The 19,334-nt window shown below is 71.9% G+C and carries 18 protein-coding genes and 1 tRNA gene; 7 read left to right on the top strand and 12 right to left on the bottom strand.

The genetic code is table 11. From position 1 onward, the window contains the following. Nucleotides 1–3 precede the first annotated feature (3 nt). A complete protein-coding gene (locus FB465_RS22660; protein ID WP_145793269.1) occupies nucleotides 4–507 on the bottom strand; it encodes a response regulator in 504 nt (167 codons plus the stop codon). Nucleotides 508–653: 146 nt separating this feature from the next. Here FB465_RS22660 and FB465_RS22655 point away from each other — a divergent pair. After that, nucleotides 654–725, top strand: a tRNA-Arg gene (locus tag FB465_RS22655). Between the two features lie 271 nt (nucleotides 726–996). Here FB465_RS22655 and FB465_RS22650 read toward each other — a convergent pair. From FB465_RS22650 to FB465_RS22635, 4 genes are all read right to left on the bottom strand, one after another. After that, nucleotides 997–1,902 carry a trypsin-like serine peptidase gene (locus FB465_RS22650; RefSeq protein ID WP_145793268.1) on the bottom strand — a complete coding sequence of 302 codons (906 nt, stop codon included), beginning with the start codon at nucleotides 1,900–1,902 and terminating at the stop codon, nucleotides 997–999. Nucleotides 1,903–2,182: 280 nt separating this feature from the next. Then, nucleotides 2,183–3,595 carry an MFS transporter gene (locus FB465_RS22645; protein ID WP_246193289.1) on the bottom strand — a complete coding sequence of 471 codons (1,413 nt, stop codon included), beginning with the start codon at nucleotides 3,593–3,595 and terminating at the stop codon, nucleotides 2,183–2,185. A 308-nt stretch (nucleotides 3,596–3,903) separates the two neighbouring features. Next, nucleotides 3,904–5,616 carry a DUF885 domain-containing protein gene (locus tag FB465_RS22640; protein ID WP_145793266.1) on the bottom strand — a complete coding sequence of 571 codons (1,713 nt, stop codon included), beginning with the start codon at nucleotides 5,614–5,616 and terminating at the stop codon, nucleotides 3,904–3,906. A gap of 127 nt (nucleotides 5,617–5,743) precedes the next feature. After that, nucleotides 5,744–6,445, bottom strand: coding sequence for a rhomboid-like protein (locus tag FB465_RS22635; protein ID WP_246192787.1), 702 nt, complete (start codon nucleotides 6,443–6,445; stop codon nucleotides 5,744–5,746). Nucleotides 6,446–6,601: 156 nt separating this feature from the next. Between FB465_RS22635 and FB465_RS22630 the strand changes: the two genes are divergently transcribed. Further along, on the top strand, nucleotides 6,602–7,396 hold the full coding sequence (locus tag FB465_RS22630; protein ID WP_145793264.1) for a TetR/AcrR family transcriptional regulator: 795 nt from the start codon (nucleotides 6,602–6,604) through the stop codon (nucleotides 7,394–7,396). A 55-nt stretch (nucleotides 7,397–7,451) separates the two neighbouring features. Here the strand turns inward: FB465_RS22630 and FB465_RS22625 are convergent, their stop codons facing one another. The 3 genes from FB465_RS22625 to FB465_RS22615 all read right to left on the bottom strand — a co-directional run bounded on the left by FB465_RS22625 (nucleotide 7,452) and on the right by FB465_RS22615 (nucleotide 10,037). Next, the gene (locus FB465_RS22625) at nucleotides 7,452–8,303 is read right to left on the bottom strand and encodes a fumarylacetoacetate hydrolase family protein (protein ID WP_145793262.1); all 852 of its coding nucleotides are present in this window, start codon (nucleotides 8,301–8,303) and stop codon (nucleotides 7,452–7,454) included. Between the two features lie 213 nt (nucleotides 8,304–8,516). After that, the gene (locus tag FB465_RS22620) at nucleotides 8,517–9,698 is read right to left on the bottom strand and encodes a DUF6745 domain-containing protein (RefSeq protein ID WP_145793260.1); all 1,182 of its coding nucleotides are present in this window, start codon (nucleotides 9,696–9,698) and stop codon (nucleotides 8,517–8,519) included. 12 nt (nucleotides 9,699–9,710) lie between these two features. Then, a complete protein-coding gene (locus tag FB465_RS22615) occupies nucleotides 9,711–10,037 on the bottom strand; it encodes a hypothetical protein (protein ID WP_145793258.1) in 327 nt (108 codons plus the stop codon). Nucleotides 10,038–10,185: 148 nt separating this feature from the next. Between FB465_RS22615 and FB465_RS22610 the strand changes: the two genes are divergently transcribed. From FB465_RS22610 to FB465_RS22590, 5 genes are read left to right on the top strand one after another with little or no spacing between them, the layout of a single operon-like run. Next, nucleotides 10,186–11,151, top strand: coding sequence for an STM4015 family protein (locus tag FB465_RS22610; protein ID WP_145793257.1), 966 nt, complete (start codon nucleotides 10,186–10,188; stop codon nucleotides 11,149–11,151). Between the two features lie 9 nt (nucleotides 11,152–11,160). Continuing rightward, complete coding sequence (locus FB465_RS22605; RefSeq protein ID WP_145793255.1) at nucleotides 11,161–12,273, top strand: STM4014 family protein; 1,113 nt, start codon at nucleotides 11,161–11,163, stop codon at nucleotides 12,271–12,273. Nucleotides 12,274–12,293: 20 nt separating this feature from the next. After that, nucleotides 12,294–13,112, top strand: coding sequence for an STM4013/SEN3800 family hydrolase (locus FB465_RS22600; RefSeq protein ID WP_145797524.1), 819 nt, complete (start codon nucleotides 12,294–12,296; stop codon nucleotides 13,110–13,112). Next, nucleotides 13,109–14,422 (top strand): STM4012 family radical SAM protein, encoded by a 1,314-nt coding sequence (locus FB465_RS22595; RefSeq protein ID WP_145793254.1) that lies wholly within the window; start codon nucleotides 13,109–13,111, stop codon nucleotides 14,420–14,422. Before FB465_RS22600 ends, FB465_RS22595 begins: the two co-directional genes overlap by 4 nt. A gap of 44 nt (nucleotides 14,423–14,466) precedes the next feature. Continuing rightward, entirely contained in the window at nucleotides 14,467–15,318 is an 852-nt protein-coding gene (locus FB465_RS22590) for an STM4011 family radical SAM protein (protein ID WP_211785999.1), read from the top strand. Here FB465_RS22590 and FB465_RS22585 read toward each other — a convergent pair. From FB465_RS22585 to FB465_RS22570, 4 genes are all read right to left on the bottom strand, one after another. Next, nucleotides 15,308–16,456, bottom strand: coding sequence for a serine/threonine-protein kinase (locus tag FB465_RS22585; RefSeq protein ID WP_170290664.1), 1,149 nt, complete (start codon nucleotides 16,454–16,456; stop codon nucleotides 15,308–15,310). The two genes, FB465_RS22590 and FB465_RS22585, sit on opposite strands and share 11 nt — an antisense overlap. A gap of 116 nt (nucleotides 16,457–16,572) precedes the next feature. Beyond that, nucleotides 16,573–17,562, bottom strand: a complete 990-nt coding sequence (locus tag FB465_RS22580) for an ABC transporter substrate-binding protein (protein WP_145793249.1) — start codon at nucleotides 17,560–17,562, stop codon at nucleotides 16,573–16,575. Nucleotides 17,563–17,590: 28 nt separating this feature from the next. Then, the gene (locus FB465_RS22575) at nucleotides 17,591–18,355 is read right to left on the bottom strand and encodes an amino acid ABC transporter ATP-binding protein (RefSeq protein ID WP_145793247.1); all 765 of its coding nucleotides are present in this window, start codon (nucleotides 18,353–18,355) and stop codon (nucleotides 17,591–17,593) included. Further along, nucleotides 18,352–19,320, bottom strand: coding sequence for an amino acid ABC transporter permease (locus FB465_RS22570; protein WP_145793245.1), 969 nt, complete (start codon nucleotides 19,318–19,320; stop codon nucleotides 18,352–18,354). The genes FB465_RS22575 and FB465_RS22570 overlap by 4 nt, the downstream gene beginning before the upstream one ends. Nucleotides 19,321–19,334 lie beyond the last annotated feature (14 nt).

The raw sequence follows: 19,334 nt of genomic DNA, 5'->3' as shown, positions 1-19,334 counted from the left end.
TCGTCAGCCGCGCTCTGTTCGCTGAGAGCGGAACCCTCCGGGGTCGTCCCGCGAGCTCTCGCGTGAGCCGTCCCTTGAGCTGTCACCGAAGCCGTACGCGAAGCCGCCGGGCCGGCCGGAGCCGCCCTCCTCGCTCAGCACCATCAGGCGCCGGACCAGGGCCACCAGATCCGCCGGGTCGAAGGGCTTGCCGAGATAACCGTCCACGCCGACCGACTCACCGCGGTCGAGGTCGGCGGGGGTGCACGCGCTGACGATCGCGATCGGCAGCCGGCTTGTGGCGGGGGCGGCACGAAGGCGGGCCGCCGTCCTGAGCCCGTCCAGCCGCGGCATCACCACATCCAGCGTCACCACGTCGGGCCTCACCCGGCGGACGACCTCCAGACACTCCGCCCCGTCGGCAGCCGTCACCACCTGGAAGCCCTCGAGCTCCAGGTTGACTCTGATCAGCTGGCGGATCACCTCGCTGTCGTCCACCACGAGGACCCGCCCGGACGTTCCGGACACCTCACCGAGGGTAGCCGCGCACCCACCGGCCCGTCCGGCCTTTCCCGACTTCCACCACCCCGCCCACCAAAACCCGTGCACGGACAACGCCCCCGGCCTGGTAGTGTTCTCCACGTCGCAGCAAGCAGTACAGCGACACCAAGCAGGCCCCCGTAGCTCAGGGGATAGAGCACCGCCCTCCGGAGGCGGGTGCGCAGGTTCGAATCCTGCCGGGGGCACTTCGCAAGAAGTGCGCAATAGGCCCAGCCCAGCGGTTAGTTACCGCAGGACTGGGCCTTCGTTGCATCTCGGGCCAGATCCAGCCCGTACCACTCACGTGCCAGACGCGTTCCGCACGGAAGAATCAGAGGCGGGCCATAGTCTCCTGCCACCGTTTGGTCGGCCTGATGACCCCCCGTGGGCATCGCGACCCAAGGGGGGTGGCCCGATAGAGGTCCCCGGGCCCTCGTCTAGGGGTCTCGAACAGCATCAACCCCACCCCCCTCTCCACTACGAGTCGGCGACGGCCTGCTTGTAGAGGGTGCCGATGGTGGAGTCGAAGTAGGCACTGTAGGAGGTGTCGTCGGTGTTGCCGCCCTCCTGGTAGCCGCCGATGACGCCGATGACCTGGCCGGTGCCGGTGTCGATCCAGGGGCCGCCGCTGGTGCCGCCCGAGTAGGAGGGGCAGTCGATGCGGCGCTGGTTGGTGTCCTGGCGGGTGGTGACGTTGGTGCAGAGGATCGGGGACTCGCTGTCGTCGGGGACGCCGTAGAGGCGGACCACCGTGGTGTAACTCGCCTTCAGACCGAGGGTGTTGCCTCCGACCACGTCCTCGATGTCGCGGCCGTCGTCGCGGGCGACCTGGAGGATGGCGAAGTCCTCGTCCTCGTCGGTGTCCGTGCTCCAGCCGGTGGTCGTGTAGACCTTGGTGACCTGCCAACTGCCGTACGGGGCCTTGCCGTCGCGGTAGCCGGGGACGAACTTCACCCCGTCGGTGCCGGAGACGCAGTGTGCGGCGGTGAGGATGAGGTTCTTGGTGCTGCTGTGGAGCACGCTGGCGGTACAGAAGTGGTTGCCCGCCGAGATGCTGCCGGAGAAGAGTGCGCCGACCCGGTTCGACTCGGGGGTCGAGGGCGCGGTGGCCGTGGTGCCGAGCGCGGCCGGCGCGACCAGGACGGAGGTGTTGTCCGAGCTGCCGCCGGAGGACACGACCTCCTTGGAGTCCGTGGTGGGGGCGCTCGACGGAGAGGGGGATGCGGACGCGGAGGGAGCCGGGGAGGACGAGGGGGCGGCGGCGGACGCCGAGGTGTGGTCGTTGAAGGCCGTGGCCTCGCTGGTGAGCGTACTGACGCCCGCTATGGCGGCGGCCATGCCCAGGGCGAGGAGGGAGGTCAGCGCCACAGGTCGTCGGTACATCTGTCCGCGCGCCTTTCGATGACGGCTCATCAAGTACGTCACTCCTGCCCAGCAGATGGTTCAATCACGCGCCCGGTGCTGCGCGTACGTCCCGACTATGAGCTGATCAACTGGGATTCCTGTGATCCTATGCTGGGAGACACGTGAGAATCTCCCGTTCGGCCACGAAGATGACCGCTGAAGATGACCACTGAAGATGACCAAGAGAGGGATGGCCGGACAGCGGACAGGCGAAACCCCCCACGGGTGTGATTCCGCAGGGGGCTGCAGGTAGCGCAGATCAGGCCGCCACCTGGGCGGTGGACTCTGCGCTCTCCCCGGCTGCCTCGCCCGGCGCCGGTCTGTGACTGATCATCAGGAAGGCGATCAGGGCCGCGAGGAGCAGGATGCCCATCGCCACCGCCGTGGCCACGGCGTACCCGTGCACGGCGCCCTGAGCCTGGACCTGCGGGTCGGACGCGATCCGGGAGGCCAGATAGCTGGTGGTGACGCTGGCCGCGATGGTGTTGAGCAGCGCCGTGCCGAAGGAGCCGCCCACCTGCTGGGCGGAGTTGATGGTGGCGGAGGCTGCACCCGCCTCGTTCGGCGCCACGCCCAGGGTGGCCAGGCTCATCGCGGGCATGAACACCATGCCCATGCCGAAGCCGAGCAGGAGCTCGGCGGGCAGCACCATGGCCACGTACGGACTGTCCACCTTCATCTGGGTCAGCCAGGCCATGCCCCCGGCGGCCAGCAGCAGACCGGGCGTGATCAGGTTCCGGGACGGCACCCGGGTCATCAGCCGGGCGGCGATGCCGGTCGAGCTGATGACGATCGCGGCCGTCATCGGCAGGAACGAGACGCCGGTCCGGATCGGCGAGTAGCCCTTGATCACCTGCAGGTAGTAGGTGAGGAAGAGGAACAGGCCGAACATCCCGACCATGGCCAGGCCCACCGAGAGCGCCCCTCCGCCTCGGTTGCGCTCGGCGACGATGTGCATCGGCAGCAGGGCATGGGCGGTGCGCTTCTCCACCAGGACGAAGAGCGCCAGCAGAGCCACGCCGAGGGCGAGCGTGCCCAGCACGAGCCAGTCACCCCACCCGCGGGTCGTGGCCTCCGAGGTGCCGTACACGATGGCGAGCAGGCCGCCGCAGCCCAGGAACGCGCCGGGAAGATCCAGCTTCACCCGGCGGCCCTTGGCGATGTGGTCGGCCGTCAGCACGTAGTACGCGGCGAAGGCGGTGGCGATCGCGATCGGCGTGTTGACGAACAGGCACCAGCGCCAGTTCAGGTACTCGGTCAGCAGGCCGCCCATGATGAAGCCGATCGCGGCGCCGCCGGCGGCGATCGCTCCGAAGATGCCGAAGGCCGTGCTTCGTTCCTTCGGGTTGGAGAAGGTGGTGGAGAGCAGCCCCAGCGCCGACGGGGCCAGGAGCGCGCCGAAGGCGCCCTGCAGGGCGCGGGCCGCGAAGAGCATCGTCGGTCCGACGGCGCCGCCGCCGAGCGCGGAGGCCGCCGCGAAGCCGAGCAGGCCTATCACGAAGACCCGTTTTCGGCCGAAGAGGTCACCGAGTCGGCCGCCGAGAAGCAGGAGGCCGCCGAACGCCAGGGTGTAGGCGGTGATCACCCACTGGCGATCGGCGTCGGATATGCCCAGGTCGTGCTGGGCCGAGGGGAGCGCGATGTTCACGATGGTGATGTCGAGGACGATCATCAGTTGGGCGATCGCGATGACCGCCAGCGCCCACCAGCGACGGGATTCCGCCGCGGCATCACCAGGGGGAGGTTGTGAAGACACTGGGATCGCCTTCCGGGGGATCGGAGAGGACACGCAGCCGCCTTCCAGCCAAACTCGCGCGCGAGTGATTGGCAAGAAGATATGGGGTGTAACACCCCCAATCGGGACTAAAGTCCCAAGGCGCATCATTCTCCGGGCCCAGGCCGGATCCGGAACTGATCCAGGCCCGCCGGGTTGGGGTCCCCGCCCCCCTGTCCTGCCGGGGACCCCCGCGCGCACCGGCCTTACAGCGCGCTGAGCTCCGCGACCAGGTCGTCCAGGCCGAGCGACCCCTGGGAGAGGGCCGCCATGTGCCAGGACTTGAGGTCGAAGGTCTCGCCCCGCGTCTCGGCGGCCGCCTTGGCCTGGGCACGGCCCTGCAGCCAGGCGCGCTCGCCCAGCTTGTAACCGATCGCCTGGCCGGGCATGCCGAGGTAGCGGACCAGCTCGCTGTCCAGGAAGTCGGCGGAGAGCCCGCAGTACTGGCCGAAGAACTCCCGGGCGTCGTCCGGGACCATCAGCTCGCCCGGCTTGTACGGGGAGTCCGCCGGGAACTCCAGGCCGACGTGCATGCCGATGTCGACGATCACCCGAAGCGCCCGCATCATCTGGGCGTTGAGGTAGCCGAGGCGGTGGCCGGGGTCGGTCAGGTAGCCGAGCTCGTCCATCAGGCGCTCGGCATAGAGGGCCCAGCCCTCCAGGTTTGCACTGACCCCGCCGAGGGTGACCTGGTAGGTGGAGAGCCGGTCGGCGACGTACGTCCACTGCGCGAGCTGCAGGTGGTGGCCGGGAACGCCCTCGTGGTACCAGGTGGAGACCAGGTCCCAGACCGGGAAGCTCTCCCGGCCGAGGGTCGGCAGCCAGGTGCGGCCGGGGCGGGAGAAGTCCAGCGAGGGCGCGGTGTAGTACGGCGCGGCAGCGCTGCCGGAGGGGGCGAGCTTCGACTCGACGTTGAGCAGCGGGTCGGCGAGGTCGAAGTGGACGCCCTGCAGGTCGTTGATGGCCTGGTCCATCAGGCCCTGGAGGTACTCGCGGGCGTTCTCCTCGCCCTTGATCGCCGGGCCGTCGGTCTCGAGCCACTTCATGGCTTCCATGGGGGTGCTGCCCGGCAGCACCTTCTCGGCCTCGGCGCGCATCTGGGCGTCCAGGTCGTGGAACTGCTCCCAGGCCCAGCGGTACGCCTCGTCGAGGTCCAGGTCGGCGCCGGTCCAGTAGCGGACCCAGCGGGCGTAGCGCTCGCGGCCCGCGGTGTCGGGGGCCTCGGCGGCCGCGGGCCCGTAGACGTCCCGGAGCCAGTCGCGCAGCCCGGCCAGCGCATCGGAGGCGGCGACGGCGGTGGCGGTCAGGCCTTCGCGCTGAGCCTCGGGCGCGTCCTGGACGAAGGAGCCGAACCAGCCGCCCGGGGCCTCGCCCTCCAGCCACTCGCCGATCTGCCCGATCACGGTGGTGACCTGGCGGGGGCCGGACAGCAGACCCTTCTCGATGCCCTCGGCGAGCAGCGCGCGGTACTGCTCCACGGCGACCGGCACGCGGGCGAGCCGGCGGCCGACGACCTCCCACTGCTCGTCGGTGTCGGTGCTCATCAGGGTGAAGACCTCGCGCACGCCGTGGACGGGCGAGCCGAGGTTGCGTACGGCGCGGAAGCTCTCGCCGGCGTCGTGCACGGCGAGCTCGGCGGTGAGCCGCTCGCGGAGCAGGCGGGCGCAGCGGCGCTCGGCCTCGTCGTGCGCGGCGCCGGCCGCCTCGGCGGCGTCGAGGTCGGCGAGGGTGCGGCGGGCGAGCTCGGCGAGGGCCTCGTGACCTGCCGGGGAGAGGTCGGGGAGTCTGTCGTCCTCCGGGTTGAGCCCGAGATACACCGCGGTCAGCGGGTCGAGGTCGGCGAGAGCGTGGACGTAGGAGTCGGCGATGCGGCGAGGGGTGGTGCCGTCTGCGTGGGAGTTGATCAGTTCTTCAACCATTCGGCCATCTTTTCGCAGCTAGGCCGGTTTGCAAGCCCCTTTGGGGGAGCTTGACCTCGCTGATCCAACGCTCGGCCCGCCACTCGATCGGTCGAACGATCGGACGGTCGTCCGTCCGGACGGTCCGTCACCGGACGGCCCGCCGCCGGTCCCGCCAGGTCCGCCAGGCGGCGAGCGGGTCCCAGGTCGGCCGGCCGCGGGCGAAGCGGTAGAAGCTCAGGCCGATCAGGACGGAGCAGAAGTGCCCGAGGTCGGTGAAGGTGTGCGAGACGATCAGCGGGATCAGGTAGAAGAGGAGCAGGACACCGCCGTAGAGCCGGCGCCACCAGCCCGCGAAGCGGTACGTGAGCACGCCCTCGACACCGGCCAGCGCATACGAGACGCCGACGTCGACGGTGTCGGCCATGTTCGCGGGAAGGCGGCCGGCGTCGACGCCCCGGGCAACGATGCCCTCGCTGATGAGGGTGGCCAGGACGTGGGCGGTGAGCGCGACGGTGAGCCAGCGGCGGGTGCCCAGCCAACGCTCGGCGGGCACGTGGAAGATGGTGAAGATCAGGAAGTAGAAGGCGAAGTCGGCCTGCTCGGTCCAGATCGCGCTGGCGAGCAGGGCGTGCACGGGGTGGCTGCGCAACTGGTCGACGTTGGTGCTGCGTTTCGCGAGGAACCAGTGCAGGTTCGCCGGGTCCATCCGGGCCACGACGAAGCTGGTGACGGCCAGGAGCAGCAGCCAGACGTAGGTCCCGGGGGCGGCGCGGACCCAGGCCCACGCACGGCGCAGAATCCGGGCCGCGATTCCGTCCGCTCGTTCGCTCTCGACCGCCTGCTGCATGTCCCTCTCTCCCGCCGGGCCGCCCACGCTGACGCCTGGTCACATCATGGGGGCGGTGCGCCGCCCCTCGGAGGATGACCCGCCGGGCCTCCCCGAGGTGAGGAGAGCGGCTCCGACCAGGGGTAAATAGGTGCTGCGGCCATTACGCTGGCCGCCATGGCAGCCAGTTCAGCGATCTCCCCCGACTCCTCGTCCCTGGCAGGCACCGCGGGCACCGCGGCCTCCCAGGGCACCACGGAGCCCCGCGCGCGCCGCTCCGGCTACCGGCGGCTGCCGGTGCAGCAGCGGCGCGAGCAGCTGATCTCCGTCGCGCTGGAGCTGTTCAGCTCCCGTCCGCCGGAGGAGGTCAGCCTGGACGACGTGGCCGAGGCGGCCGGCGCCTCCCGCCCGCTGGTCTACCGCTACTTCGCGGGCGGCAAGCAGCAGCTGTACGAGGCCGCCCTGCGCAGTGCGGCCGAGGAGCTGACCAGCCGGTTCTCGGTGCCCGCCGAGGGCACGCCGACCGAGCAGCTGGCCGCCGTACTGGACCGCTACTTCGAGTTCGTCGCCGAGCACGACGCCGGTTACGGCGCACTGCTGCGCGGTGGCTCGGTGGTGGAGACGGCGCGGACCTCGGCGATCGTGGACGAGGTGCGGCGGGCCGCGCTGCGCCGGACGCTGCGTCACATGGGCGTGCGGGAGGCCGGGCCGCGGCTGACGCTGCTGGTGCGGTCGTGGATCTCGGTGGTCGAGGCATCGGCGCTGACCTGGCTGGACGAGGGCCGGCAGATCCCGCAGGCCTCGCTGCGCGACTGGTTGGTGGACGAGTTCGTGGCGATGAGCGTCGCGACCGCCGTGCACGACCCGCAGACCGCGGAGGTGCTGGCCGGGCTGCTCACGCTGGAGACGGCGGACGGGCCCGCGGCAGCGCTGGTGCAGCGGCTGCGCACCCTGCCGACGGTCCCCGAGTAGACCCGGGGTCATGGGCGCCCGACCCCCGTGCCAAGGGTCGGGAGCGCCGCGGGCGCTACGCCTTGCCGAGCACCTGCCGCTGTCGGCCGAGGCCCTCGACCTCCAGCTCGACCACGTCGGCCGGGCGCAGGAACGGCGTACCGGGGTGCCCCAGGGTCACGCCGGCCGGCGTACCGGTGACGATCACGTCGCCCGGCTCCAGCACCATGAACTGGCTGAGGTAGCGGACGATCTCCAGCACCGGGAAGATCATCTCTGCGGTGCTGCCGTTCTGCCGCAGGTCACCGTTGACCCAGAGCTTGAGGCCGAGCCGCTGCGGGTCGGCGACCTCGTCCGCGGTGACCAGCCAGGGGCCGAGCGGGGTGAAGGTCTCGGCCGACTTGCCCTTGTCCCACTGGCCGCCGCGCTCGAACTGGAAGGCGCGCTCGGTGACGTCGTTGACCGTCGCGTACCCCGCGATGACGGCCGCCGCCTCCTGCTCGCTCTCCAGGTAGCGGGCGGTACGGCCGATCACGATGGCGAGCTCGACCTCGTAGTCGGTCTTCTCGCTGCCGCGCGGCACCAGCACCTCGTCGTACGGGCCGACGACGGTGTTGCTGGGCTTGAGGAAGACCACCGGCTCGGCGGGGATCTGGGCCCCGGCCTCGGCGGCGTGGTCCCGGTAGTTCAGGCCGATCCCGACGACCTTGCCGGGCCGGACCACCGGGGCGCCGATCCGCTGCCCCGCGATGTCGGCGACCGGCAGTTCGCCGCTCTCGACGGCCCGGGCCAGCTCGGCCGGGTCGAGGCCGGCCAGGAACGCACCGTCGATGTCCGAGGTCCGGCCGGACAGGTCGTACGCGGCGCCGTCCCGGCCGAGTACCACCGGGCGCTCGGCGCCCGGGGGGCCTACACGGAGGAGCTTCACTGCCCATCACCACCTGGTTCGTCGCATGTCACCGGGGAGGCCGCACACCTCTCCCGTCATATGCATCCGAGGTATATCAAGGGCTTCCACCTGCGAACCAGGGGGTGCGACTCGGCGAATTCCTATCAATTCATCCAAGCTGCCGACCCGACGAATCAGGTGCCCACACGCTTGACAGGCGCACGCCGCCGGGCTTATGGGCGCGGGGCCCCGTCAGGTCTCCCGCTGCGGGTGGTAGTCGACCTCGGTCACGCCGAAGGTCCAGGCGACGCCGGCCCGGGCGGTCCGGGTGCCGGGCGGGACCCTCAGCCAGTAGGTGCGGAAGGTGCCGTCCGGCTCCGCGGTGGAGTTCACCACCTCCACCACCACCACCGGCTCGTCGTCGGGCAGCTGGATGCGCCAGAGGATGCCCGTCTCGTCGCGGTGCAGCGGCTCGGCGCCCGAGTCGGCCAGGTAGCGGTCGTAGCCGTAGTACTCGACCATCACGCGGCGCAGCTCGGCGTTCTCCTCCTCCCGGATCCGCTCGGCGGTGAGGCCGGCCAGGCCGGTGAGGAAGTCGGGCGGCACCGGCATGCCGCGCCAGGCGTGCAGGGCGAACCCGTCGGCGTACGCAAGGGCCGGCCCGTCGGCCCGGTCGAGCCGGCCCGCCTCGTCGCGGTGGAGCTCGGTGGGGCGCTCGCTGAGCAGCACCACCTGCTCGTACGGCCACCACCAGCCGGCACTGCGCGCCACCTCGGCCGGACCGCCGAGCCCGTCGAGCCCGTCCAGCTCGCCGGCCGCGTCGAAGGCGGCGAGCCAAGGCGCGTCGTGCTGGCCGAGGACGGCGTCGAGCAGGGCCAGCCGGACGGCGGACACCGCACGGGCCGTACGTTCCCGCAGGTCGCCGTCGGCGTCGTCCGCGAGCTCGGCGGAGCTCGTCAGCCGGTCCACCAGCGCGGTGCGGATGCGGGCGCTCAGCGCCTGCGTCTGCGGCCGGAGCTCGCCACCCGTCAGCGCCCACAGCTCGGCCCAGCCCCCGGCGCCCACCTGTTCGACCACCCTTCGGCGGCTCTGCTCCCAGGGCCGCGTCCGGACCGCCTCGCGGACGCTCGCGCCGCCCGCCCGCACTCCCGCCGCCGCCAGCCGGATCGCGGCCTGGTCGAGCAGCGGCTCCGCCGCCTCGCCGCCCGGACCGGCCCGGACCTCCTCCGCACCACCGCCGAGCAGCAGCGCCGCCGCTGCCGCCTGGAGCGGCGAGTCGAACCACAGCACGGCCGTCGGCTGAGCGAGCCCCGCCGCGCGATAGGCCGCCCGTACGCCCTGCTCCGCGCCCGCGCGGTCGGCCGGGGCGGTGGCCAGGGACGTGCGCCGCCACTGCGCGGCCACCTCGAGCGGCCTGGCCTGAATGCTCGTCATCGGTCGTCTCTCCTAGTCCGCCACGTACCGGACGGCGCCCGGCACGTACTCCCGCTGGCGCACCACGCGGTACCAGCCCCTGGGCAGCGGGATCACCGCGTGCTCCTCGTGCACCACCCGGCCGCCCTCCGGAAGGTGCAGCCACGCGGCGCCGAACGGGCCGGTCTCACGCCGCAGTTCGCCGGGGCCGACGACCGCGTGCGCATGGCCCGTCACCTCGCCGAGCGCGAGCACCAGGCGCCCCCGTACGTCGCGCTGCTGCGGCGGCAGCGCCGCGGCCGACGCGGGCACGGCGGCCTCCTCGACCGGCACGATCAGCACATCACCCTGGCGGTACATACGGCCCTCCCACCCTTGTTCCGGACGGGCCGTCAGGCCCACGTCGGGAACGCTAGGACGGGGGTCTGACAACGCCTCCCCCACTCCGCTCCTTGTCGGACCTGCCTGATAGACAAGGCGCGGCCCCACCACCACGAGGAGACGCGCGATGGCCATTGGCAAGCACATCGAGGAGTTCCACGGACTGCCGGTCTTCGACTTCTTCCCCGAGGAGGAGCCGGAGCAGGACCGCGAGCTGCCCGCGCCGGGCGCGGCGGCCTGGCGGGTGGGGCTCGACTACGACGCCGAGGAGTCCTTCGAGGAGCGCTGGACGGCCTTCCTCGACGCGGTGGAGTGCAGCGAGGTCCGGGCCGTCGTCATCGGCCCGTGGTGGGCGGAGGACTACGAACCCCTGACGGAGGCGCTGGCGGCGATCGTCCGCAGCGCCGGCCGGCTGCCCGCGCTGCGCGCGCTGTTCATCGGCGACGTGACGTACGAGGAGTGCGAGATCTCCTGGCTGCAGATGACGGACGTCACGCCCGTACTGGAGTCCTTCCCGCAGCTGGAGGAGCTGGTGGTGCGCGGCGCGTCCGGCGACTACGACGGGAAGAGCCGGCTGGCGCTGCGTCCGGTGCGGCACGACCACCTGCGCGCCCTGCGGTTCGAGGCCGGCGGGCTGCCCGGGGAGGTGGTGCGGGCGGTCGGCGAGTGCGAGCTGCCGGCGCTGGAGCGGCTGGAGCTGTGGCTCGGTCTGGACGAGTACGGCGGCGACGCGAGCATCTCCGACCTGGCACCGTTCCTGGCCGGCGCCCGCTTCCCGGCGCTGCGTCACCTGGGTCTGGAGAACAGCGAGATCCAGGACCAGATCGCCGAGGCCGTCAGCAACGCGCCGGTCGTGGCGCAGCTGGAGCGGCTCAGCCTGGCCCTGGGCACCCTCACCGACGAGGGCGCCATCGCGCTCCTGGCGGGTCAGCCGCTCACCCACCTGAAGTCCCTGGACCTGCACCACCACTTCCTGAGCGAGGAGCTCCAGCAGCGGCTGCGCGACACCCTCGGCGCCGCCGGGGTCGACCTCGACCTGTCGAAGCAGAAGGAGCCGGACGACGACTGGCGCTACGTGGCCAACGGCGAGTAGCAGCAGGCCATGACGCTCCCCCACCTCACCGTGCTCGGCCATCCGGGCCACCGGCGGGTCGCGCTGTTCGGCGCCGCCGCCCGGGCCGCCGGGCTGCCCGAGCCTGTCGTGCTGCCCTGGCTCTCGGTACTCCGCGGCGATTTCCGGATCACCCCCGGCACGCTGCTGCGGGTCGACTCGCCGGGTGAGGACGCGGCGGTCGACGAGCTGCTGCGCGGCGCGGCGCTCGGCCCGGGGTACGCGCCGACGAGGGTGGAGGGCACCGCCGCTTGGTACGCGGGGGTGACGGCCGCGCTCGGGCGGGTGGCGGAGAGCGTCCGGCAGACCCCGGGCGCCCGGCTGCTCGGCGATCCCGGGGAGATCGCGGTGATGTTCGACAAGCGCCGTACGCACCGGGCGCTCTCGGCCGCCGGCGTACCGGTGCCTCGCGCGCTCGAGCAGGAGGTCACCGGCTGGGAGGGGCTCAGGGAGCGGCTCGGCGCGGCCGGGCTGCGGCGGGTCTTCGTGAAGCCCGCGCACGCCTCCTCCGCGTCCGGCGTGCTGGCGCTGGAGTTCGGGCCGCGCGGGCAGGTGCGGGCCACCACCTCCGTGGAGCTGGTGGCGGGCGAGCTGCACAACTCGCTGCGGGTACGCCGGTACTCGGACGAGCGCGAGATCGCCGCCGTCGTGGACGGGCTCGCGCCGGACGGGCTGCACGTCGAGCAGTGGATCCCGAAGGCCGCTCAGCGGGGCCGCTCGGCCGACCTGCGGGTGGTGGTCGTGGCGGGGCGGGTCACCCACGCGGTGGTGCGGACCAGCGCCGGCCCGCTGACCAACCTCCACCTGGGCGGCGCACGGGGCGACCTTGCGCTCGTACGCGAGGCGGCTGGGCGCGGCTGGCCCGTGCTGCTGGAGCTCTGCGAGCGCGTCGCCGCCTGCTTCCCGCGCTCCCCCATGGTCGGCATCGACGTACTCCCCGGCGCGGGCTGGCGGCGCTGGTACGTCGGCGAGGTGAACGCCTTCGGCGACCTGCTGCCCCGTCTCACCGGCCTGCCCGACGGCCCCGCCGAAGGCCTGGACGCGTACGGCGCCCAGGTCGCCGCCCTGCTCGAAACGGCCCTGCTCGAAACGGAACTGCCATGAAGCACCACCAGATACCCGACATGAACGCCGTGGTCGGCAGCCACGACCTGCTCCTGGTCACCCTCGACACGCTTCGCTTCGATGTCGCCGAGGAGCTGGCCGAGGCCGGGCGGATCCCGAATCTCGCGGCCGTGCTGCCCCGCGGCCGCTGGGAGCGCCGGCACTCCCCCGGCAGCTTCACCTACGCCGCCCACCAGGCGATGCTGGCCGGGTTCCTGCCCACCCCGGCGAGCCCGGACGGGCCGCATCCGCGCCTGTTCGCGGCCCGCTTCGCCGGTTCGGAGACCACCGAGCCGCGCACCTGGGTCTTCGACACCCCCGACCTCCCCTCCGCCCTGGCCGCCGCCGGGTACCGGACGGTCTGCATCGGCGGTGTCGGCTTCTTCAACAAGCAGGGGCCGCTCGGCTCGGTGCTGCCCGGCCTGTTCCAGGAGAGCCACTGGGAGCCGGAGTTCGGCGTCCCCTCGCCCACCTCCTTCGAGGCGCAGGTCGCCCGGGCCGAGCGGGTGGCCGCCGAACAGCGGCCCGAGCAGCCGCTGTTCCTCTTCGTGAACGTCCCGGCGCTGCACCAGCCGAACTGGTTCCACCTGCCGGGCGCCACCCGGGAGCACGGCGACACCCGGGCCAGCCACGCCGCCGCCCTGGAGTACGTGGACGCCCACATCGCCCGGCTCTTCGCGGCGATGAGCCGCCGCCGTCCGTGCTTCGCGATCGTCTGCTCCGACCACGGCACCGCGTACGGCGAGGACGGCTACACCGGCCACCGGATCGGCCACGAGGTGGTCTGGACGGTCCCGTACGCGCACTTCACGATCCCTGCAGCCGAAAAGAGCTCATGAGCGAGTCGCCGTACCAGTCGTACGTCTACGCCTACCCGCACAAGACCGCCTACCGCCCGCTGCGCCCCCGCCCGGCGCTGAGCGAGCTGTGGGCGGGCGAGCCGCAGCATGCGCTCTCGCTCTACCTGCACATCCCGTTCTGCGAGGTGCGCTGCGGCTTCTGCAACCTGTTCACCAGGATCGGCAGCCCCGACGGCCTGACGACGGCCTACCTGGACGCGCTGGAGCGGCAGGCCGGTGCCGTCCGGGCGGCGCTGGCCGAGGACGCCCACTTCGCACTGGCGGCCTTCGGCGGCGGCACCCCCACCTATCTGACCCCCGCCGAGCTGGAGCGGCTCTGCGACATCACCGAGCAGCGGATGGGCGCCGACCTGCGCGCGATACCCCTCTCCGTCGAGGCCTCGCCCGACACCGCGACGGCCGACCGGCTGGAGGTCCTCGCCGCCCGCGGCACCACCCGGCTCAGCCTGGGCGTGCAGTCCTTCCTGGACGAGGAGGCCAGGTCGGCCGTCCGCCCGCAGAAGCGCGCCGCGGTCGAGGCCGCACTCGGGCGGATCCGGGCGGCGGGCATCCCGGTGCTGAACATCGACCTGATCTACGGCATCGACGGCCAGACCGAGGCGAGCTGGCTGCGCTCGCTGGACGCCGCGCTCGCCTGGCAGCCGGAGGAGCTCTATCTCTACCCGCTGTACGTCCGGCCGTTGACCGGCCTCGGCCGGCGGGCCGCCGACGAGTCGCCCGCCGGTTGGGACGCTCAGCGCCTGGCGCTGTACCGGGCCGGCCGGGACCACCTGCTGGCCAACGGCTACCAGCAGGTCTCGATGCGGATGTTCCGTCGTTTCGGCTCCCCCGAGGCCGGCAGCAGCGAGTACAGCTGCCAGACCGACGGCATGGTCGGCCTGGGCTGCGGCGCCCGCTCGTACACCTCGGGGCTGCACTACTCCTTCGACTACGCGGTCAGCGCGTCGGAGGTCCGCGGCATCATCGACGACTACGTGGCCACCGAGGACTTCGGCCATGCGGAGGTGGGCCGGGTGATCGTGCCGGAGGAGGCCCGGCGGCGGCACCTGATCCAGTCGCTGCTGCAGGCCGAGGGCCTCGAACCGGCCGACTACCGCCGAAGGTTCGGCTCCGACGTGGCCGAGGACTTCGGCGCCGAGCTGGCCGCCCTGACTGATCAGGGCCGGCTCGAGGAGTCCCGGGGCAGGCTCGTCCTCACCCCCGAGGGCCTGGCGCACTCGGACTCCGTCGGGCCGGCCCTGTTCTCCTCGGCGGTCCGCACCGCCATGGCCTCGTACGAGCTGAAATGACCTACCTCGGCCTGCCGGGCCTGCGCCCGGCCCAGGACACGCCACTGGATCTGACGATCCTCTACCGCGGCCCGCTGGCCTCCTGCGACTACGACTGCCCGTACTGTCCGTTCGCCAAGCGCCGGGACTCCCCGGCGCAGCTGCGCACCGACCGGGCGGCGTTGGAGCGGTTCGCGGGCTGGGCCGCCGGGCAGACCTCGGACACCCTGTCACTGCTGTTCACCCCGTGGGGCGAGGGCCTGGTCCGCTCCTGGTACCGCAGCGCGCTGGCCGAACTGAGCCACCTGCCGCACATCCGCCGGGTCGCGATCCAGACCAACCTGAGCTTCCGTACCGACTGGCTCGCCGAGGCCGACCTGGGCACCCTCGCCCTCTGGACGACCTACCACCCGGGGCAGGTGACCCACGAGCGGTTCCTCACCAAGTGCGGCGAGCTCGACGCGCTCGGCGCACGGTACAGCGTCGGCGTGGTCGGCGAGCCCGAACACCTGGGCGCGGCACGGCGCCTGCGCGCCGAGCTGCCGCCGGAGATCTATCTCTGGGTGAACGCCGCCGAAGGCCGCAGCTACACCGACGCGGAGGCCGAGGACTGGACGGCGCTCGACCCGCTGTTCGGCTACAGCCGCCACCCGCACCCGAGCGCCGGGCTGCCCTGCCGTACCGGGGAGTCGGTGATCTCCGTGGACGGCGACGGCGCGGTGCAGCGCTGCCACTTCGTCCGGGCCCCACTGGGCAACCTCTACGACGGCTCGTACCGGGCCGCACTGGGCCCGCGCCCCTGCCCGCTGGACGTCTGCGACTGCCACATCGGCTATGTGCACCTGGAGTCGCTGCCGCTGTACGACGTCTTCGCCGGCGGGGTGCTGGAGCGGATCCCGGCGGGCTTCAGCTTCTGAGCAGCGGGGCGAGCTCGCCGGTGGGGACGGCGGCGCGGCGCGGAAGGGCCCGTTCGAAGCGGGCGAGGTCGACGGCGGCGGCCGCGGCGATCTCGCCGGAGATGCCGGTGCCGAGGATCTCGCGGAGCAGGCCGACCGCGGCGGCCGGGTGGCCGTCGGCGGCGAGCCAGAGGGCGAGGTCGTGGCAGGTCCGCAGGGTGCGGGGGTCGTCCGGGCCGCACTCGCGGGCGAACTCGGCGATCAACGGCTGCAGTTGGCGTACGGCGGCGCCCGGGTCGCCGGCTGCGCCGAGGGCCCAGGCGGCGTCGGCGCGCGCCTTGAGCTCGGCGGCGCGGTCGAAGCGCACCTCGCCGAGCCGTCGGCGCACCTCGGCGGCGTCCGCCGGGCGGTCGGCGGAGGCCTTGGCGAGCAGGTCGAGCATCAGCTCCTCCAGCTCGGCGGGCAGCGACGGCACCAGCGAGCGAGGCGGCACCGGCGCCACGTCGAGGTGCCGGTACATCAGCTCGGCGACGGAGTCGGCGTCGAACGCCCTTCGGCCGGTGCAGAGTTCGTACAGGATGCAGCCGACCGCGTAGAGGTCCGCCCGCCCGTCGACCGCGCCGCCGGACCACCGTTCGGGGGCCAGGTAGAGCGGACTGCCGATGACCGTGCCGGTGCTGGTGAGGCCGATACTGCGGCCCTCCAGGCGGGCGATGCCGAAGTCCAGCACCTTCACCTGACCGGTGTCGGTGAGCATGATGTTCTCGGGCTTGATGTCCCGGTGCACGATCCCGGCCCGGTGGGCGGCGTCCAGGGCGGAGCACACCTGCCCGATCCAGTCGAGCGCGAGCCCTGCTTCGGGACGGCCGTCCTTGAGCACGGCGGCCAGCGAGCGTCCGGTGATCAGTTCCATCACCAGGTAGTGCCCGGACGGCGCCTCGGCGAGATCGTGCAGCGTCACGATGTTCGGGTGGTTGAGCCTGGCCACCGCTCGCGCCTCGTCGTCGAAGCGCCGGACGTCACGGGGGTCGGCCACGTACCGGTCCGAGATGACCTTCACCGCGACCTCGCGGTCCAGCCGGGTGTCCTCCGCCCGCCAGACCACGCCGAACCCGCCCCGGCCCAGCTCACCGACCAGGAGGTACCGACCGTGCAGCATGTCCCCGGATTTCATCGCGCCCCCGCACCCAAGTGCCGCCGAATCGAACAGACTTCACGATAGCGGCGGCACCGGGCTCGGGCGGGCTTGGACCGGCCGGCAATTGGGGGGCGGTCTTACTTGTCGGTCTTCGGCAGCCCCGGCGGGTTGATCTCGGAGGTCTGGACGGCCTCGTTGTCCAGGCCCCAGCGCTTCAGCACCTGGCCGTAGGTGCCGTTCCTGATGACGGTGTTGAGGGCCTCGTTCAGCGCCTTGACCAGGCCGTTGTCCTTCCTGGTGGTGGCCCCGATCTTGCCGAGCACCTCGGCGCCGGCGCCGGAGTAGGTGCCGATCACCTCGGTCTCGCCGGTCTGGCCCGCGTGGAAGGCCAGGCTGGGGTTCGGGCCGAGGTAGGCGTCGATCCGGCCGGAGGAGAGCGCCAGGTAGTAGTCGGAGGAGTTCTGGAAGTACTTGATGTCGACGGGCTTCAGGCCGGCCTTGACGTTCTGCTCGTTCCAGGCGATCAGCAGCTTCTCCTGGTTGGTGCCGGAGGAGACGGCGATGGTGTGCCCGGCCACGTCCTTGGGCCCGGCGACCTTCCAGCCGGAGCCCTTCTTCGCCTCGAAGCCGAGGATGTCGAGGCGGTACGTGGTGAAGTCGTACTTCTCCTTGCGGGCCTCCGTCACCGTGATGTTGGTGAGGCCGACGTCGTACTTGCCGCTGTCCAGCCCGACGAAGACGTTCTCCCACGAGACCGGGTTGAGTTCGACCTTCAGGCCGAGCACGTCGCCGATCAGGTACGCGATGTCGGGCTCGACGCCGATGATGGTCCTGTCGTCGGTGGCGTGGAAGTCCAGCGGCGGCACGGTGCCGAGCGAGTCCACGACCTGCAGGGTGCCTCTCCTGCGGATCTCCTCCGGTACGAGCGCGGCCACCGCGTCCACCTTGGCGGTGGTGACCCTCTTCTGGTCGGCCGTCAGGTTCACCGTGACCCCGTTGGGTGCGACGCTGCCCTTCGTGCCTCCCGGATCGGCCGAGGCGGTGGAGGAGGAGCCGCAGGCGGTCAGCACCAGGGTGGCCGAGAGACCGGCAGCGGCGGCGATGAGGGCACGACGGGGTAGGGACATGGCACAACTCCTGAGCCGAAGGGGAAGGTCAGAGGACCTTGGAGAGGAAGGCGCGGGTGCGCTCGTGCTGCGGGTCGTCCAGGACGGCGGCGGGCGGGCCCTGTTCGACCACCACCCCGCCGTCCATGAAGACCACGGTGTCCGCCGCCTCGCGGGCGAACCCGATCTCATGGGTGACGACGATCATGGTGGTGCCGGTGCGGGCCAGGTCCTTGATGACGTCCAGGACCTCGCCGACCAGCTCGGGGTCGAGCGCCGAGGTGGGCTCGTCGAAGAGCAGCACCTTGGGCTCCAGGGCCAGCGCGCGGGCGATCGCCACCCGCTGCTGCTGGCCGCCGGAGAGCTGGCGCGGGTAGGCGTCCGCCTTGTCGGCGAGACCGACCCGGGCGAGCAGTTCGAGGGCGTGGGCCCGCGCCTCGGCCTTGGGCCTGCGCAGCGCGCTGACCGGCGCTTCCACGATGTTCTCCACCACCGTGAGGTGCGGGAAGAGGTTGAAGTTCTGGAACACGAACCCGATGTGGGTGCGCTGGCGCAGCACCTCGCGTTCCTTGAGTTCGTGCAGCTTGCCGCCCGCGCGACGGTAGCCGATCAGCTCACCGTCGATGGAGACGTAACCCCGGTTGAGCTTCTCCAGGTGGTTGATGGCGCGCAGCAGGGTCGACTTGCCCGAGCCGGAGGGCCCGAGGATGACGGTGACCGAGCCCGCCTCGACCTGGAGGTCGACGCCGCGCAGCACTTCGAGCCGGCCGAAGCTCTTGTGGACGCCTCGGACGTCCACCATGGTCGCGGTCATGTGAGGCCTCCAGGGGCGATCAGGCGCGTGGCCCGGATGTGGCGGACGAGTGCTCGGGCCCGCTGCAGCGGGGTCGGCGGCGGGTTGCGGTCGGCGCCCCGGGCGAAGTACCGCTCGACGTAGTACTGACCGATCGACAGCAGCGTGGTGAGCAGCACGTACCAGACGGTGGCCACCATCAGCAGCGGCACCACCCGGCCGGTGCGGCCGTAGATGACCTGCACCTGGTAGAAGAGCTCGCCGATCGCCATCACATAGACGATCGAGGTGCCCTTGAAGAGCGAGACGACCTCGTTGGCGGCGTTCGGCAGGATGGCCCGCATCGCCTGCGGCAGCACGATCCGCCGGATCTGCCGCAGCCGGGGGATGCCGAGCGCGGCGGCCGCCTCCAGCTGCCCGCCGTCGACCGAGATGACCCCGGCCCGGATGATCTCGGCGGCGTACGCGGCCTGGTGCAGCGCCAGCCCCAGCACGGCCGCACCGAGCGCGCCGAGCACGTCGACGGTGCTGAAGGACCACACGGTGGGGCCGAACGGGATGCCGATGCCGAGCCGCTTGTAGAGGTACGAGAGGTTGAACCAGAAGACCAGCTGGACGATCAGCGGGATCGACCGGAACGCCCAGACGTACGTCCAGGCGATGGTCTGGAGGATCGGGCTGGGCGAGAGCCGCAGGAAGGCGACGACGGCACCCAGCGCGAAGCCCAGGACCGTGCCGTAGAAGGTGAGTTGGAGGGTGACCCAGACCGCCCGGAGGATGGTCTCGGTGGTCAGGAAGGCGTTGAAGGTCTGCCAGTCCCAGCCGGGGTTCGTCGCCAGGCCGTGCAGGAACTGGGCGACCACGACGACGGCGACGGCCCCGGCCACCCACCGCCAGGGGTGCCGGGCGGGGACGACCGGGAGGTCGGCGAGGTCATCGGGTCTGGCACTCACCGGTTTCTCGGTGGTGGCTGTGCTGCTGCTCATGGGGGTATTCCTTC

Origin of the sequence: Kitasatospora atroaurantiaca, assembly GCF_007828955.1 — a bacterium.
Lineage (GTDB): Bacteria > Actinomycetota > Actinomycetes > Streptomycetales > Streptomycetaceae > Kitasatospora > Kitasatospora atroaurantiaca.
The sequence above is the reverse complement of the archived record's forward strand: the minus strand, read 5'-3'. Positions and strand labels throughout refer to the sequence as shown.

Coding starts and splice junctions, on each gene's coding strand:
- FB465_RS22645 (WP_246193289.1), bottom strand. CDS start 3,595: ATGATCGTCCTCGACATCACCATCGTGAACATCGCGCTCCCCTCGGCC.
- FB465_RS22595 (WP_145793254.1), top strand. CDS start 13,109: ATGAGCGAGTCGCCGTACCAGTCGTACGTCTACGCCTACCCGCACAAG.
- FB465_RS22580 (WP_145793249.1), bottom strand. CDS start 17,562: ATGTCCCTACCCCGTCGTGCCCTCATCGCCGCCGCTGCCGGTCTCTCG.
- FB465_RS22615 (WP_145793258.1), bottom strand. CDS start 10,037: ATGTACCGCCAGGGTGATGTGCTGATCGTGCCGGTCGAGGAGGCCGCC.
- FB465_RS22575 (WP_145793247.1), bottom strand. CDS start 18,355: ATGACCGCGACCATGGTGGACGTCCGAGGCGTCCACAAGAGCTTCGGC.
- FB465_RS22620 (WP_145793260.1), bottom strand. CDS start 9,698: ATGACGAGCATTCAGGCCAGGCCGCTCGAGGTGGCCGCGCAGTGGCGG.
- FB465_RS22610 (WP_145793257.1), top strand. CDS start 10,186: ATGGCCATTGGCAAGCACATCGAGGAGTTCCACGGACTGCCGGTCTTC.
- FB465_RS22600 (WP_145797524.1), top strand. CDS start 12,294: ATGAACGCCGTGGTCGGCAGCCACGACCTGCTCCTGGTCACCCTCGAC.
- FB465_RS22640 (WP_145793266.1), bottom strand. CDS start 5,616: ATGGTTGAAGAACTGATCAACTCCCACGCAGACGGCACCACCCCTCGC.
- FB465_RS22570 (WP_145793245.1), bottom strand. CDS start 19,320: ATGAGCAGCAGCACAGCCACCACCGAGAAACCGGTGAGTGCCAGACCC.
- FB465_RS22635 (WP_246192787.1), bottom strand. CDS start 6,445: ATGCAGCAGGCGGTCGAGAGCGAACGAGCGGACGGAATCGCGGCCCGG.
- FB465_RS22605 (WP_145793255.1), top strand. CDS start 11,161: ATGACGCTCCCCCACCTCACCGTGCTCGGCCATCCGGGCCACCGGCGG.
- FB465_RS22630 (WP_145793264.1), top strand. CDS start 6,602: ATGGCAGCCAGTTCAGCGATCTCCCCCGACTCCTCGTCCCTGGCAGGC.
- FB465_RS22650 (WP_145793268.1), bottom strand. CDS start 1,902: ATGTACCGACGACCTGTGGCGCTGACCTCCCTCCTCGCCCTGGGCATG.
- FB465_RS22585 (WP_170290664.1), bottom strand. CDS start 16,456: ATGCTGCACGGTCGGTACCTCCTGGTCGGTGAGCTGGGCCGGGGCGGG.